This window comes from Tannerella serpentiformis (assembly GCF_003033925.1).
In the GTDB taxonomy this organism is placed as follows: domain Bacteria; phylum Bacteroidota; class Bacteroidia; order Bacteroidales; family Tannerellaceae; genus Tannerella; species Tannerella serpentiformis.
In genome coordinates this window covers 1,150,256-1,166,377 of record NZ_CP028365.1, presented here as the reverse complement: position 1 = coordinate 1,166,377, position 16,122 = coordinate 1,150,256, and the positions used below count along the sequence as shown (strand labels likewise).

Here is a 16,122-nt window from a genome sequence, read left to right as displayed (position 1 = left end):
GCACTCTCGTCACTCCTTTCCACCACCCTCTCACTACTTCTTACAACCCTTTGACTACCCTCTAACTACTCCTTACTACTATGTTCAAGAGATTAACTGACACCATTAGGCGCCGACCCATCGTCGGGTGGATCCTGTTCTTCGCCGTCATGGCGGGCGTGTTTCTGCTGGGTTTATTAGCCGCATCCATCACGGAGCGGCGCGCCGAGATCGCAACGATTTACAACAACAAGAAGACCGACATCCCCGAGTTCGAGACGCGCAACGAGATCTGGGGCCTCAACTATCCGCGCGAATACGAGACTTGGGCACAGACGGAGGACACCTCCTTCACGTCCGAGTTCAATGGTAGCCACGCCGTCGATGTGCTGGCTGCACGGCCACAGATGGTCATCTTTTGGGCCGGCTACTCCTTTTCTCGCGAATACAATTCGCCCCGCGGCCATAAGCATGCCATCGAAGACATGCGCGCCATCCTCCGCACGGGTAACCCCGGTATAGATGGCGAGGGCGACATTCAGCCGGCTACGTGCTGGACATGTAAAGGCCCCGACGTGCCCCGCATGATGCACGAGGTGGGCATCGCCAACTTCTACAAAGCACCGTGGAGCTCGATGGGTGCCGAGATCATGAACCCGATAGGTTGCGGCGACTGCCACGACCCGAAGACGATGGATCTGAAGATCACCCGTCCCGCGTTGATCGAGGCTTTCCAACGTCAAGGCAAGGACATCACCAAGGCCACCCCGCAGGAGATGCGCTCGCTCGTCTGCGCACAGTGCCACGTGGAGTATTACTTCAAGGGTGAAGGCCAATACCTCACCTTCCCGTGGGACAAGGGCATGACGATGGAGGACGCCGAGGCCTACTATGACGAGACGGACTACTACGACTACATCCATGCCCTCAGCCGTGCACCTATTCTCAAGGCGCAGCACCCTGAGTATGAGATTGCTCAACAAGGCATCCACGCGCAGCGCGGCGTAGCTTGCGCCGACTGCCACATGCCGTACAAGTCGGAAGGTGGCATCAAGTACTCCGATCACCACATCACCAGCCCGCTGCAATACATCGACCGCACCTGCCAAGTGTGCCACCGCGAAAGCGAGGAGACGCTCCGGCAGAACGTCTATGAACGCCAGCGCAAGGTCAACGAGGTGCGCAACAAGCTCGAGGATGAGCTTGTGCATGCCCACATCGAGGCTGAGTTTGCTTGGAAGAAGGGCGCTACCGAAGCCGAGATGGCACCCGTGCTGAAGTTCATTCGCCAGTCGCAATGGCGTTGGGACTATGGTGTGGCATCACACGGAGCATCCTTCCACGCACCGCAAGAGGTGACGCGCATCCTCAGCGCAGGCCTCGAACGCGCCATGAAGGCTCGCCTTGCCCTCTCCCGCATCTTAGCCAAGCACGGATACACCGACGAGGTGCCCATGCCTGACATCTCCACCAAGGAGAAGGCGCAGCGCTACATCGGCCTGAACCCCGAAGAGCTGCACCGCAAGAAGGGCGAGTTCCTCAAGACCGTCGTTCCGAAATGGATCGAAGAGGCGCGGAAGAAGAACCGCATCATGACGGCTGACGCATCAAGGAGCTAAATGGAGCAACAACACCGCCGCCCCATGTGGCAACATCCCTGGCACTGGAAAGAGAGTATCGCTTTCGTGTCAGGGATTCTTCTGACCGGGCTGCTATTGCAGCTCACGGTCGGCGAGTTCGACTTCGAACTGCTGCGTTATCCGGTGAACACCGTCGTGGGTGCCGTGATCGTCCTCTTAGCCGCCGCCATCGCCTGGGGAACGAAGCGCAGCGCTATCTGCCGTTGGTATACGGGTGTGCCGCTGGCTGTGACGCTCATCGTCGCCTTCGTGGTGACGGGTATCATCATGGGGCTCACGCCGCAGTCGACTGCTCGGCCTGCCGAGGGAACGATGCACTTTACCTCCCGCCTCGGTCTCGACCGGATGACGCGCGCTTGGCCTTTTGTCCTCCTCTATTTCCTCACGCTGCTTTCGCTCGGTGCACTCTTCATTCGTCGGTTGCTCCACTTCCAACGGTCGGACTATGCCTTCTACCTCAACCATGCCGGACTCTGGCTGCTGCTCTTCGCTGCGGGCCTCGGTGCGGCGGACATGGAGCGCTTCCTGATGCGTGTGCCAGAAGGCGAGGTGGAGTGGCGTGGCACGGATAGTCACGGGCGCGTCATGCAGCTGCCTATCGCCATCGAGCTATATGACTTCAGCATGGAGGAATATCCGCCATCGCTGACTATCATCGATCGGAAGACGGGTGCCAGTCAGCCGGTAGAGAAGCCCGAGTTCTTCCCCATTGATCCGAAGATACCGCGGGGCAAACTGGCCGGCTGGGACATCCAGCTGCTGGAATACATCCACGATGCCGTCCGTAATAGCGACAGCACCTACCGCGAGATCCATATGCCCGGCGCCTCACCCGCTGCACGCATCAAGGCTCGCAACCCCGTGACCGGTGTTGAACGCACGGGATGGGTTTGCGCGGGCAACATCTCTCAGCTGTATATGGTGCTCAATCTCGACACCAACCTCTGCGTGGCTGCGACCATGCCCGAACCGCGTCGCTTTGTCTCCGACATCGAAGTCTATCGCAAAGACCAAGACGTCGGTTCCCGTGCGCGCCTTGAGGTGAACCGCCCTTTCCGCACGGGCCCCTGGACCATCTACCAGCATGGCTACGACAGCGAAGCCGGTAAGCTCTCCGAATACACCGTCGTCGAGTTGGTCTACGACCCCTGGCTCACGCTTGTTTACATCGGCATCATCCTTCTGGCCGCCGGCTCCGTCTGCATGCTGTGGGGCGGACGTCGCCGAACAGCGTAGGAGCAAATAGCCCTCTACCGTCTACCCTCCACCCTCCACCCTCCACCCTCTACTCTCTATCCTCCACCCTCTACCCTCTACCCTCTACCCTCTATAAAATGACTTGGAACGACTTCCCCTGGTTCGCCCTGCCCGCCATGCTGTGCTGGGTGGCCGCCGGTATCACCGTATATAAATACAGAGGCATAAGCCATGTGCTGATGCTCCTCGGCACCCTCATCTACGCCGTCTTTATCGGCGGCCTGTGGGTCGGCCTGGAGCGACCGCCCATGCGCACCGTCGGCGAGACGCGTCTCTGGTACGCCTTCTTCCTCGCCGCCGTAGGCTACGCCACCTTCCGCCGTCACCGCTATCCCTGGCTGCTCTCCTTTGCAGCGCTCGTGGCATGCGTCTTCACATGTATCAACCTCTTCAAGCCCGAGATCCACTCCAAACACCTCATGCCTGCGCTCCAGAGCTACTGGTTTGTGCCGCACGTGACGGTCTACATCCTCTCTTACGCCATGCTTGGCGCAGCCACCGTCGGCGCCTTCATCCGTATGCACGCCCTGCGCAATGACCCTGATCTCCCCGAGGACGAGGCGCTCTATCGGCTGATGGACAACCTGGTCTACACCGGTTTTGGCTTCCTCATGTGCGGCATGCTCATGGGCGCCGTCTGGGCCAAGGAGGCGTGGGGCCACTACTGGTCGTGGGACCCGAAAGAGACGTGGGCCTTTGTCACCGCCGCCGCCTATCTCGTCTACATCCACCTCCGTCTGCGCCACGCCCCCGAGCGTGTCGTGCTCTGGACGCTCCCCATCTCCTTCATCCTGCTGATGATCACATGGATCGGCGTCAATTATTTGCCGGCGGCGCAAGGCAGTATCCATGTTTACAGTAGTTGATCGGGAGGAAGGCTGTCCACCCGGGGGATGTGCGCTGGAAAGCCGAGCTTCTACTTGGGGAAATCCTCCGAAGTCTACCCAAGCAAGCCCTGAAATGAATGGCCTTTGGTCTCCCCGCGAAAAAGAAAAGCCCCAATGACTGAATCATTGGGGCTTTTCGCCTTCTGTGAATCCGGCAAACTCGCCGATCAACGCCTAAACATACGTGAGTCCGACGTAAGCACTCACGTGAAATACCCTTCAGAACGTGGTGAAATACCGTTCCGAGGTGGTCATCGATACGTTCGGAACCTCATTAAATACCGCTTCGAGCACAGTGGAATACCCTTCGGGGTGGTATGAAATACCTCTCGGGACGTCATAAATACCCCTCGGGACGTAATTAAATACCCTTCAGGACGTAATTAAATACCCATCAGGACGGTATTAAATACCCCTCGGAACGTGGTTAAATACCCCTCGGAACGGTATTAAATATTCCCCGGAACGTATATAAATACCCCTCGGAACGGTATTAATCCTCTCAAAAGCAGAAGCCCCGATGTCGAAGCAAGTGGACTGATTATTAGGTGGAAAGGGGTCGATATGCTTCCGGTTGCGTCGAGCGGAAAAGGCAGAAAAGTGCGGATCCGAGCAAGAGTTCAGTTACCAAACCGTTACCCTGTCTGGTGGTAGGTAACGATGGTGCAAAAGCAGGTAACTGAACCTTTCTTGTACATGGTTCTTTTGCATTGATATACAGGAATCTGCACAGGTAACGGGCGCTTTGGACTGGGTAATTTTGCCCACAGTTTTCAAAGCGTATGGATGACATGAAAATGAAGGTGTTGCTCTACCTCAAAAAGAGCAGTCGCGACAGGTCGGGCAAGGCGCCGATCATGGGACGCATCACGCTGGGACGTTCCGTCGCACAGTTCAGTTGCAAGCTGTCTTGCAATCCCGACTTGTGGAATTCGCGCGAAAGTCGGGTGGACGGGAAGAGTCGCGAGGCGGTCGAAGTCAATGCCAAGTTGGACAACCTGCTTCTCGCCGTTCAAGCCTCCTATCAGTCCCTGCTTGCCAAAGGGGCTCCGTTTGACGCAACCGACATCAAGGAGCATTTCCAAGGCAATAGGCAGGCTCGATGTATGCTGATTGAACGCTTAGATCTCCTTGTCAAAGAGCGGGAGAAGCATGTAGGTATCGATCTCAAGGCGAGATCTATGTACAACTATCGCTCTGTTCGAAACCGGTTGCAGGAGTTCATCCGACAGCAATACAACGCTACGGATCTGGCTTTCTCGCAACTTACAGAGGGCTTTATCTATGAGTTTCAGACGTTCTGTCTTGGTCGATGCGGCCTTCAAGAAAGCACCTTCTTCGGAACGGCCTCTCTGCTGAAAACGGTATGCAAACTGGCTTACCGCGAAGGGCTGACGGATGTCTTACTGTTTAATAAGGTACGCGTAGAGCGAGGGGACAAGAAAACGCCGAAAGCGCTCGACAAGGCTGCGTTAGACAAGTTGAAGGCGCTCTGTTTTGACGGTTTGGACGGGGATATGGAGACTTCCCGCGATGTGTTTCTTTTTGCCTGTTACACCGGCGCCGCCTATTGCGATCTGATGGCGCTGCGCCCTGAGCATCTTGTCCGCGACGATGAGGGCGCCCTTTGGCTGAAGTTCAGCAGGCAGAAGACGAGTGTCCTTTGCCGCATAAAGCTGTTGCCCGAGGCGCTCCGATTGTTGGAGCAACTACACAGCGATGCCAGAGAAACACTGCTTCCTTATATGAACTATGCCACCTATTTGTCTTGTCTGAAGGCGATCTCGCTAAGGGCCGGACTGTCTTTGCCCATCACCACGCACACCGCCCGGCATACCTTCGCTACGCTCATCACTTTGGAACAGGGCGTGCCCATCGAAACCGTCAGCAAGATGCTTGGACATAGCACGGTGCGCATGACCGAGCGATATGCGAAGGTTACCCCTCAGAAACTATTCGAGGAGTTCGATCGCTTGATCGCCTTCACCGAAGACTTACACCTGACCATTTAACCACAAAGCACTATGAGAAGTACGTTCAAGACCCTGTTCTACATCAACAGACAGAAGACAAAAGCAGACGGCAAGACGGCCATCTTTTGCCGCGTCACCATCGATGGTAGGAGTGCGGTGATGACAACCGGCGAGGAATGTCTGCCAGATGAATGGAACAGCAAACAGGGTATAACCGGCGAAAAGAAAATCAACCAACGCCTCGCAGCGTTTAGAGAGCTTGTGGAAAAGACTTACTCGGAAATGCTCACGAAGGACGGCGTGGTCAGTGCAGAACTCCTCAAGAACCGCTTGCAGGGCACCGTTGCCGCACCAACCACTCTTTTAACCATGAGCGAGGCGGAACTGCAATCTGTGAAGACATGCGTGGGCAAGTCAAAGGCTGAAAGCACCTACCAAAACCTGATCTATTCGGACAAGCTACTTCGGGCGTTCGTGAAGGAAAACGGAGGGCGAGACATCCCCCTCGCAGGCATTACGGAAGATCTGTTTGAGGGCTTCCGCTTCTTTCTCAAAAAACGTGGTTTGGCGGCATCGACCATGAACCACCTTCTCTGCCGATTGAGTCGGTTGATGTATCGCGCGGTAAACTTGAACGTCATCCGCTGCCATCCCTTTGAGGATGTTGCCTATGAAAAGGAGGTACGGAAGGTTCGCTTCTTGCAAAAGAGCGATGTGGCCAAGCTCATGGCGCTGAAAGTAAACGACAAGGAAGCAGAGCAGGCCCGGCAGATGTTCCTCTTCTCCTGCTTCACCGGACTGGCCATTGCGGATATGGAGCGATTGAAGTTTTCGCATATCCAAACGTCAGCCGACGGCCGGAGGTATATCCGAAAGGAACGGCAGAAGACGAAAGTGGAGTCAGTTGTGCCGTTACATCCGATCGCGGAGGAGATCCTTAGCAGATGCCGAGAAGATCAGGCGGTGAAAGGAAAAGGCGACGCCCTTGTCTTCCCACGCGGTTGCGGCCGCAGTGTGATGAATAACAAACTGAATACTGTGGGACTGGCATGTGGTATCAGGCAACGCCTCTCTTTTCATATGGCGCGCCACACGTTCGGAACCCTGTCGCTCAGCGCAGGCATCCCGATAGAGAGCATCGCCAAGATGATGGGGCACGCGTCCATATCCAGCACGCAGATCTATGCGCAGGTGACGGACAAAAAGATCTCGGAAGACATGGACAAGCTGATCCGAAAGCAACAAACGGCGTCAGCGTGATCCCCTGACGGCCGCCCTAACAGGTCTTTTTCCCTTTCACTGATTCTATCTTACTACATGACTACAGCAGAGATAATACGGTGAAAAAGAAAGGAGCAAGGCGTAGTTGGATGTAGTCAGGAAATCATGCCTCCCCACTACATAACGTCTCATGTTGTACTGTATTTTTACCCGAAAAGGATTTGCAATCAAGCATAATCTCGCAGAAAATCAAAAAGAGCCTGGTGGTATAAAAACAAGAAAAGAATTGCGCCTTGTTGACTAACAAACCTAGGGTAATCGTCCGTTTGGCATCTCTGCCTCCCGTCTATCTTTGCCGCCACGAAACAGACAACTGTTCGATTGCCCCCAGAATGAATCACCTATCCGAAACAAACCATACACAAAAGATGAGCATCCCCCCATGCTATTGCGCCTATTGCGGCCGACCGTTTAAGAGCGTCAGTGAGCTGACGCGCGCGGGGCTGTGTGCGCGCCACCCCGACGGACCCGTCCGCGGCGGACACAAGCTCTACGAGGGCAGCGAGAAGTCGGTCTACCTATGCAAATACTGCGGCGCGGAGGCACGCACCATCGACCGCCTGACGGCCTCCTTCTGTGTGCATCACCCCAAGGGTCACAATCGCGGCCGACACGCGCCGGCGCTGTAGAAAGAGCGCCGAAGAGAAGTACATCAAACATCATCATCCCCCCAAATGACTTATGGAAATAAACATGGACACGAAGACACTCATTGAGATCGCCGAGTATCTCAAGTCGGACAAAGTGGCCGACGAACTCAAGGCGCTGGAACGGCGCCTGCAAGACGACAACGTTACACTGACCCTCCCCCTCGTGGGCGAGTTTAGCTCGGGCAAGACCAGCCTAATCAACGCCCTGACCGACTCCAAGCAGTTGGAGATCGCCACCAAGCCCACCACGGCAACCATCTACTTGTTGCACTTCGGGCAAGACCGGCAGTACGCCACGATCCACCGCGCCGATGGCAGCGAGGAAACCGTGGAAGCGATCGGCAGCTTGAAAAACAGCGAGCTGGCCGATGTGCCGCTCGTCGACATCTACGACACTTCCACCCGTGTGCCGCGTGACTTGATCTTGGTGGACACCCCGGGACTGTCATCGCCGGACGCGCGGCACAAGGACGCGCTGATCCGCTTCCTGCCGGAGGCCGATGCCATACTTATGACGGTGGACTGCAACCAGCAGATCACGAAATCCCTGCTGCGCTTTATCGAGGAGAGCAACTTGGCCGGCCGCAAGGTCTACCTGATCGTCACCAAGTGCGACACCAAGCCGGCGTCGGATCGAAAGAGTATCAAGAGGTATATCGTCGATAACAGCAAGCTGCCTATGGAGCACATCGTCTGCGTCTCGGCCCAGCAGGACGACCTCGCGGAGTTCTATGCCCTGATCAAGCAGCTCTCCCAAAGCAAGCGGGAGATCCTCGCCGCCGCCATCCGTGGGCGGTTGGAAAGCCTGAAGGAGGAACTCAAAAAGGAGGTTAACGAAACGCTCAAGCTGCCCAACACGGCCGAAGAGCTCAAGGAAAAACGCGCTGAACTCGAACGCCAAGAGGAAGAGATAGAGCGGGAAATCAAACACCTGATTTCGTCCGTGAGATCCTCCATCGATGACGTGTCGGACGAGGTCGTCCGGAGCTATCAAGACTTGCTTTTCCGTCGTTTGGACGCCCTGATCAATCAGCGCGCCGACAACATGACTGCCGAAGCGAATACAATCATTCAATCTGCCTCATTGAAAGTGATGACGGACTATCGGAGGAAGATTGTGCAAGAAGTCTCAAAGCAGACGGCGAAGGCTTCGTCCTTTATTCAATCGGCTGTCAACCGTCTTGACCTCTCCGGGTTAGAGGCACCCGAACAATCAATGAATATTGACCTCGACAGTATAGGGCATGAGCACGATAAGATGATCGCCGGAGGATTGCAGCTTGCGGCCGCGGCAGCTACGTTAGCTGCTTTCCGTGCTTTAGGCGCTGTAGGTAAAGCCGCTGGCACTGTAGGTGAGGCCGCAGGCACTGTAGGTGAGGCCGCAGGCACTGTAGGTGAAGCCGCTGACACTATAGGTAAAGCCGCTGGTACGGCAAACAAGTTGAGTAAGTCGGGCCGAGTGATAGAGTTCGTGCAAAAGGGAGCTCAGGTTGCTACAAGCACCGGGATCATCGACAGCCAAATGACGCCCAAGGTGAAGGGCTTTGTGGAGGGTATTGTAAGCACCTTCACCGATCGCATGGCCAAGCCCAAACGGCTCAGAGCCACACACGACTTTATCGAGCTGCAGCTGGCGCCGGTCTTTGCCGAGCAAATGCAGCAAAACGGCCGTATCATACTGGGCCTCTTGCAGGCGGAGATCGCGGAAGAGGCCAAAGGAGTCAGTGCCGAACGAAAGGCGCGAATCGCCGACTTGACGAACGACATTGATTCGAAGAATGGCGAGTATCAACAGAAGATGGACAGATTGAAAGCATACAACACGATACTTAATTCATAAATAATGGACAAGATGGAATGGATTATTGCAGCCGCAGTGGGCGCCGCAGCAGGCGCCGGAGCGATGTACGCAAAGAACGCGTCGAAGACGAAGGATCAGGGCGCCTCCAATCACGAGGTGAGCCGTTTGGAGAGTGAGTTAGAGAGTCAGCAGCAGAAGCGTGAGGCTTTGGAGAAAGAGAACGACCGACTCCGGCAGGAAATCGTAGACCTGAAGCGGAAGGCTTCGAGGACGGGCGACGAAACGATGGATCTCGAGGATGATTTGGAAGACGAAAAGCGTAAGGTTGCTAAACGTGACCGGGAGATAGAGCAACTGAAACGCACTTTGGATGAATACAAGGGTGCACTTCAGTCCTGCAAACTCGAGCTGGAAGCATTAAAGAAAAAGGAGGACTAAGATGGAAGCACTCGAGAAAGAACTCCAAAATCTAAGAGACAAGTTGGCCCAAAGCGAGAAGGAACTGAAGGTGCTGAAGCGACAGGTCAAAGAGTTGGAGGATGACAAGGACATGGCAGAGGAAGACAAAGAGTCGTTAGAGAAAAAGCTAAAGGCACGGAATGATGACTACAATAAGCTCTTTGCTGACATGCAGCACGCGCAGGTAGAGCGCAAAAAAATAGAGGAAGAAAACGCCCATCTCAAAACGCTCAGCGAGCAACGAAAGAAGGCCATCGAGTTCGTAAGCTACATTTTGAGTGCGCCGGCGGCTGACCGCACGGAGCGCTCGTCGCGCCAGCTAACCTTGGTCGATCAGATGGCGGCCTTTATCAAGGAAGACTTCGTGCCGCTGCTGCGAGAAAACAATATCACGGCCAATCTCGACCGAGCCGACTTTGAGCGATTCATGGCCAACCAAAAGAAGACATGGATCACTGGCAAAACGGCCGTAGCCTTTATCGGTGAGTTCTCCTCCGGTAAGACCTCCATCGTGAATCGTCTGCTGACGGCCGGTAATCCGAACGCTACCCTGATGAAGGTAAGTACCAAAGCCTCTACGGCCATCCCTACCTACATCAGCAGCATTGGGGAAAATGCCTATGCCACTTATTCCTTCATCGCCAAGGATGAGAGCCGAAAGGTGCTTGAAGGCAAAATGGTGGAAGAGATGAGCAAGGAGACGCTGGACGAGGTGCGCGGCATGGATCAGCTGATCAATTATGTGGTAAGAGAGGAGGCCAATTCTTTCCTGAATGACATTAGCATATTAGATACGCCGGGATTCAGCTCCAATGACGCCAAGGACAAGGAGCGCACCTTGGAAGTGGTCAACGAATGCGACGCCCTGTTTTGGGTGATCGACGTCAACAACGGTACGATCAACCAAAGCTCCCTTGCCGTGATCCAAGAGAAGCTGGAAAAGCCGCTGTATATCATCGTCAATAAGGTGGACACCAAGTCCTCGAATGAGGTAGATCAGGTGATCAACGTGATCTCTAGCACCCTGAGGTCAAAAGGGGTCGAATACAAACAGATTATCCCTTTCTCTAAGCTGGAAGACATCGATCAGCTGATGACCGTGATCCGCTCCATCAGAAAGACGGGGCAGGCCGAAGACTACTTCAGACGTGTACAAGGTCAGCTGAACATACTGGAGGGAAATCTCCGAAGGGAAGATGAAACAACACGCGAGAACGCAAATACGCAGATACAGAGACTTAGCTTGGCCATGAGGGGAGATATTAATGTTCTCAATGCTATTGTAACCAGAATCCGCGATTATAGAAGAAAGATTATTGATCTGCCTAACAGGAGAACAACTTGGTTGGGCTTTGGTGAAAATGAATATGTAATGACAAAACAGGAGCGACAGGCTTTTGTCAGACTCCTTGATGACATGGCTAATGCTCAACTCAAGCAACTGATCGAAAAAATCGAATCTCTCCAAGAGCATGCTATGGATTTTGGTGGGGCGTCAAAAGAAGCCGCTCATAAACTGAATGAAATAGCAGAAAAATACACGAGGGTCTCGGAGCACCAAGAGCAATTCAAGAAACTCCTTAAAGGCTTGGCGAATGGTGGGCAAACAAGGCAAACAAGCTATCAGGACTCCAGGAAATCTCAGGAAGAAATAGAATATGAGAGGAGACTGAGAGATTATCAGAACCTATATAATGGTTAGACAGAAATGAACGTATTTGAGCAATTCAATCAAAAGAAAGAGGCGCAGCGGGCGCTGATTAAGCAGGCCGCCGACAACAGATTTATCACCGACGAGCAGCGGCGAGAGTTCGAGCAGAAACTCGATAACGATGTGCTGACCATTGGTGTAATCGGGCAGATGAAGGCTGGTAAATCTACCTTCCTCAACGCGTTTGTGTTTGAGCGCGACGTGCTTCCCGCCGCCACGACGCCGATGACGGCTGCACTGACCGTCATCACGTATGGCCCGGAAGAAAAAATCGAAGTAGAGTTCTATACCCGTGAGGAGTGGGACGAGCAGCGCCTCACGGCGCAGCGGGAGTTACCCCCGGACAGCAGCGAGGCCGAAAAGTCGAAGGTGCAAGCCGCCCAAGAACTTGTTGAGAAGGCCGCCCGCATAAGCAGCTGCCTGCCGGAACTGCTCGGCACGAAGCACACTGACACGTTGGACAAGCTGATCGAATACGTCGGTGTCGACGGGCAGTTCGTCTCCATCACCAAGGCCGTCAAGATCTATTGCCCCAAGGAGTACCTCAAGGGCGTCGAGATCGTGGACACGCCGGGATTCAACGACCCGATCGTATCGCGCGAGGAGCGCACGAAGGACTTTCTGCGCCGAGCCGACGCCGTGCTGCTGATGCTTTACGCCGGCATGCCCTTCAATGCCACCGACCGCGAAATCGTCTTCAAGCATCTTTCGCAGTGCGGCATCGGCAAAGTGGTTATTGGGATCAATAAGTACGACATTCCCCTCCAAGACGGCGATACGGAAGAAATGATCAAGGACTACGTAGCGAAAGAAATCAAGGAAGCCTGTCGGGCATCGAACGACGAGGATCTGAAGGACATGCTAAAGAACGAGGAGCCGATACCGCTCTCAGCCGAGATGGCGCTGCTCTCCTATCTACCGATGAGCACTATCCTCAGCAACGAAAACTACAAGTTCTCGTGGGACAGGTATGGCAGAACCTTCGACCTCGAGTCGCAAGCGGATCTAAGGAAGGAAAGCCGTTTCGAGAACCTCGCTAAGCGCGTGCAAGAGATTGTGATGAAAGAGAAAGGCGAGATCCTCTTCAACAAGTCGCGCAACGCCATCAAGGCAGCCATCTCAAAGATCGGTTCAGACTTGGATCAAGCGATCATCCGCACCAAGGAGCTGAAGGAGAACTTGGACCTGCCGGACGATGCCTTAGAAGAGAAGCAGAGCAACTTGGAACGCGCCAAGAGACGACTCGAGAAGCAATTTGATACGTACATGATTGAGCTAAAAGAGGGTATGAGCGAGGTGCGCCGCAGGCAGAAAGACGCCATCGAAAAGGAAGTGGCGGCGCATTGCGGTCAGATCATTAGTGATATTGATGCCTTTGGACGTACCACTAGCGAGGCGACCATAAAGGATAAAGTCAGACAGGATCTCGGACGGATAAAGACCCGAATCATTCCTCGGCAAATGGAAAAGCTCAAAGAGGAGAAAAAGCGCTGCATCGCCCATATTTCAGAAGAGCACGTCGAGAAGTTCAAGCGGACGATTGAGAAGTACATGGACGTCGAGACGGAGCATCTAATTCCGAAGCTGCGAGAGCTGTGTGAGGAGGGCAAGGTCGACTCCTTTATAGAGGAAGTATTAACGACTAAGCAACCTTCCCAAAAGGAAGGTTTTATCGACGCCCTGCTTTCTGCATCTTTCGAATTCCTTGATGGAATGTTTGGACCGCTCATTGATGCGGGAGTTTGGCTTTTGGGTAACGATGGGATCAAATCGAGATTCCAATCAGAGGTCAAAGACTTCAAGAACCACTTTGACACCGATAAGAAGGTTGATGAGTTAATTCAGCGCCTGACTGACATCGGTCCAATCGAAGACCGCGTCAAGAAATTGATGTTTGATGATTTCATCGATCCGATCGATAAGGATCTCAAGCAAATCATCGAGAATCGGGAAGGTCGTGAGAAGCAGCGCGCCGATGCCGCAGCCAAGCTCGACTCCCTGCAAAAGCAGAAGCAGGAGTACGAAGCGAAGGTCGCCGCTATGGCGCTGTAACGACGCTAAACCCTGGAAGGTTCAGCCTCACTTTTCAAAAAGCAGCACTGAACCTCCAGGGTGCGGCTTCACTTTTCAAAAAACAGCGCTGAACCCTGAGTCGGTGAGCTGTTTGCTCATAATGAAGTTCTTTTCACCGTCCCCAGCTGTCAACTTTTTCAGTACTGGACAAATGTGTGATTGTCTTACCGTTTTCCGCCTCCCTTGTAATTCTCCTCCAGTATCCTTTCGAGATCTGAGGCCTTGTAAAGGATCTTGCCGGCAAACTGCGTGTAGGGGATGATCCTCCGATCGCGATAGTCCTGCAAGGTGCGGGGGCTGATGTAGAGCCGCTCGCAAACTTCCTTGCCCGTGAGGAAGTGTTCGCCGCTGAAGAGAGGCCGGTGCGTCTCCGACACTTCCCGAATCCTTTCTCTTACTCGTTGCAAGGCTGAGATGACCACCTGCATCTCGCCCGTCTCCATACTCAAGTCTTGAATCGCTTCCATCATCGCTTCGTCGTGTTTGTCGTTTTGTCAGACTTTACGCAGAGTAGTCGCTCCACGTCCTCCCGCTTGTAATAGCACTTATGCCCGATCTGCGCAAAAGGTAGCACGTTCGTATCCCGGTAATGTTGCAGAGTGCGTTCGCTGATGCCGAGCAGTCGGCAAACGTCTCCGTTATGCAACCAATCCGTGTGTTTAGATGGTTCTCCGAAAGCCTTCAGGCAACATTCTGCAAGGCTCAGTATCTCGTTCCGCAGGCTTAGCCAATCGGCCTCTGTAATAATTAAGTACTTCATGATCTCACGTATTAGTTTTCTGGTTGGTATTTAGGTTTTACTGTTTTCGGCGGCAAACGTAGTCGTACAAAAAACGCTGCCTATGCAATTGGGAACAGGAGGGATGCAAATGGAACAGCAGGGATACAACCGTCGCAGAAAGGGGCGGCTTTCGCTTATTCGGAAAACAGCCGCAAGTGAAAGCAGGTAATAGCCTGCTAATTGTTCCCGATCTCCCTCCCTTTCACAACCACTTTGTCTTATCAAAGGAGTAAGTGGTTCTCATACAAGACCTATTTTCCGAAGAAATCGGCCGCAAACAGATGCAACATTATGCCGGAATACACTGCATGCTTGGATGCCGGGGATGCTCATCACACTTTCACCCCCGAAAACTCATCCCAGCCAGCCATGAAGAAACAGGCAGATAGAAGCAACATAAACGTCGATAAAACACCGGACAACGGCGGACGTTCATCAAAGAACGGGGAGATCGAGGCCTACCTCGCCCGGCATTACATGTTCCGGTACAACACCGTTTGGGGACGGGCGGAATATCGCGGCCGAGAGGACACCCAATTCGTAAAAGTCGGTCGCTATGAGATCAACACGCTGCGCCGTGAACTCGACAATGAGGCCGGGATCACAACCTCTCCGGACAACCTGTACTCGATCATTGAAAGCAGCTTTTCGCCCCGTGTTAATCCCATACAGGCGTATTTCAAAGCCTTGCCCGCCGCTGTTCCGGATAAATCAGCGGCGCATGCCATCCGTGAATTAGCCGACTGCGTCGTTGTCCGTAACCAGGAGAAATGGCTGCTGTATCTAACAAAATGGCTTGTAGCTGTAGTTGCCAACGCAATGGATGACCGCGAGTGTCGCAACCACACCTGCCTGGTCTTAACCGGTGAACAAGGGCGATTCAAGACGACGTTTCTCGACCTGCTTTGCCCGCCTAAGCTGCACGATTACAGCTATACCGGCAAAATCTATCCGCAGGAAAAAGACACGCTGACCTACGTCGGGCAGAACCTCATTATCAACATCGACGACCAGCTCAAGGCGCTCAACAAACGGGATGAAAACGAACTGAAAAACCTGATCACCTGTCCGATGGTCAAGTACCGCATGCCCTACGACAAGCACGTGGAGGAGCACCCCCACATGGCGAGCTTCGTGGCCTCGGTGAACGGCAACGACTTCCTCACCGACCCCACCGGCAGCAGGCGCTTCCTGCCCTTCGAGGTGCTCTCCATCGACATCGATCGGGCAAGGAGCGTCTCGATGGACGCCGTCTATGCGGAGGCAAAATCGCTGTTGGAATCGGGCTATCGGTATTGGTTCAACGACGAGGAGATCGCGGAGTTGTACCGCGAAAGTGAGGCGTTCCAAGTGCAGACTGCGGAGATGGAGCTCCTGTTGCGCTGCTTCGAGCTGCCGACCACAGACAGTGATTACTCCTACCTGACAACGACCGAAATCTTGACTTACCTCGGCACCTACACGCGCCAGCCGCTCACGGCCAAACGTATGGGAGAGGCGTTGAAAAAGGCCGGATACCTCAAGGTCAGCCGACGGCGAAACGGCGGTAGTCCACTGTATGTCTACAAAATACGAAAGATCCTCCCCTGTCCCCTCCTTCAAATCTGTAGTAGCAACATGTAGTCAGCCG

General features: G+C 54.0%; 13 protein-coding genes. 11 read left to right on the top strand and 2 right to left on the bottom strand.

From position 1 onward, the window contains the following. Window positions 1-80: 80 nt before the first annotated feature. The 10 genes from nrfA to C7123_RS04675 all read left to right on the top strand — a co-directional run bounded on the left by nrfA (window position 81) and on the right by C7123_RS04675 (window position 13,690). Complete coding sequence (gene nrfA, locus C7123_RS04720; RefSeq protein WP_069175953.1) at window positions 81-1,598, top strand: ammonia-forming cytochrome c nitrite reductase; 1,518 nt, start codon at window positions 81-83, stop codon at window positions 1,596-1,598. Continuing rightward, entirely contained in the window at window positions 1,599-2,855 is a 1,257-nt protein-coding gene (locus tag C7123_RS04715; protein ID WP_244905563.1) for a cytochrome c biogenesis protein ResB, read from the top strand. Between the two features lie 98 nt (window positions 2,856-2,953). Then, the gene (locus tag C7123_RS04710; RefSeq protein WP_069175952.1) at window positions 2,954-3,742 is read left to right on the top strand and encodes a cytochrome c biogenesis protein; all 789 of its coding nucleotides are present in this window, start codon (window positions 2,954-2,956) and stop codon (window positions 3,740-3,742) included. Between the two features lie 803 nt (window positions 3,743-4,545). Next, window positions 4,546-5,775 carry a site-specific integrase gene (locus tag C7123_RS04705; RefSeq protein ID WP_069175951.1) on the top strand — a complete coding sequence of 410 codons (1,230 nt, stop codon included), beginning with the start codon at window positions 4,546-4,548 and terminating at the stop codon, window positions 5,773-5,775. A 12-nt stretch (window positions 5,776-5,787) separates the two neighbouring features. Beyond that, window positions 5,788-6,996, top strand: coding sequence for a site-specific integrase (locus C7123_RS04700; RefSeq protein WP_069175950.1), 1,209 nt, complete (start codon window positions 5,788-5,790; stop codon window positions 6,994-6,996). Between the two features lie 389 nt (window positions 6,997-7,385). After that, window positions 7,386-7,646, top strand: coding sequence for a hypothetical protein (locus C7123_RS04695; protein ID WP_069175949.1), 261 nt, complete (start codon window positions 7,386-7,388; stop codon window positions 7,644-7,646). Between the two features lie 64 nt (window positions 7,647-7,710). Beyond that, complete coding sequence (locus tag C7123_RS04690; RefSeq protein WP_069175948.1) at window positions 7,711-9,507, top strand: dynamin family protein; 1,797 nt, start codon at window positions 7,711-7,713, stop codon at window positions 9,505-9,507. A gap of 3 nt (window positions 9,508-9,510) precedes the next feature. Beyond that, window positions 9,511-9,906 carry a hypothetical protein gene (locus C7123_RS04685; RefSeq protein ID WP_069175947.1) on the top strand — a complete coding sequence of 132 codons (396 nt, stop codon included), beginning with the start codon at window positions 9,511-9,513 and terminating at the stop codon, window positions 9,904-9,906. Window position 9,907: 1 nt separating this feature from the next. Further along, window positions 9,908-11,629 (top strand): dynamin family protein, encoded by a 1,722-nt coding sequence (locus C7123_RS04680; RefSeq protein ID WP_069175946.1) that lies wholly within the window; start codon window positions 9,908-9,910, stop codon window positions 11,627-11,629. 6 nt (window positions 11,630-11,635) lie between these two features. Then, window positions 11,636-13,690 (top strand): dynamin family protein, encoded by a 2,055-nt coding sequence (locus C7123_RS04675; RefSeq protein WP_069175945.1) that lies wholly within the window; start codon window positions 11,636-11,638, stop codon window positions 13,688-13,690. A gap of 185 nt (window positions 13,691-13,875) precedes the next feature. On the opposite strand, the gene C7123_RS04670 is transcribed toward C7123_RS04675, so the two are convergent. Together C7123_RS04670 and C7123_RS04665 are read right to left on the bottom strand one after the other, a co-directional pair. Further along, window positions 13,876-14,181 (bottom strand): helix-turn-helix domain-containing protein, encoded by a 306-nt coding sequence (locus C7123_RS04670; protein WP_069175944.1) that lies wholly within the window; start codon window positions 14,179-14,181, stop codon window positions 13,876-13,878. Next, complete coding sequence (locus C7123_RS04665) at window positions 14,178-14,471, bottom strand: helix-turn-helix domain-containing protein (protein ID WP_069175943.1); 294 nt, start codon at window positions 14,469-14,471, stop codon at window positions 14,178-14,180. The genes C7123_RS04670 and C7123_RS04665 overlap by 4 nt, the downstream gene beginning before the upstream one ends. A 312-nt stretch (window positions 14,472-14,783) precedes the next feature. Between C7123_RS04665 and C7123_RS04660 the strand changes: the two genes are divergently transcribed. After that, window positions 14,784-16,115 carry a VapE domain-containing protein gene (locus C7123_RS04660; RefSeq protein ID WP_083206970.1) on the top strand — a complete coding sequence of 444 codons (1,332 nt, stop codon included), beginning with the start codon at window positions 14,784-14,786 and terminating at the stop codon, window positions 16,113-16,115. Window positions 16,116-16,122: the final 7 nt, after the last annotated feature.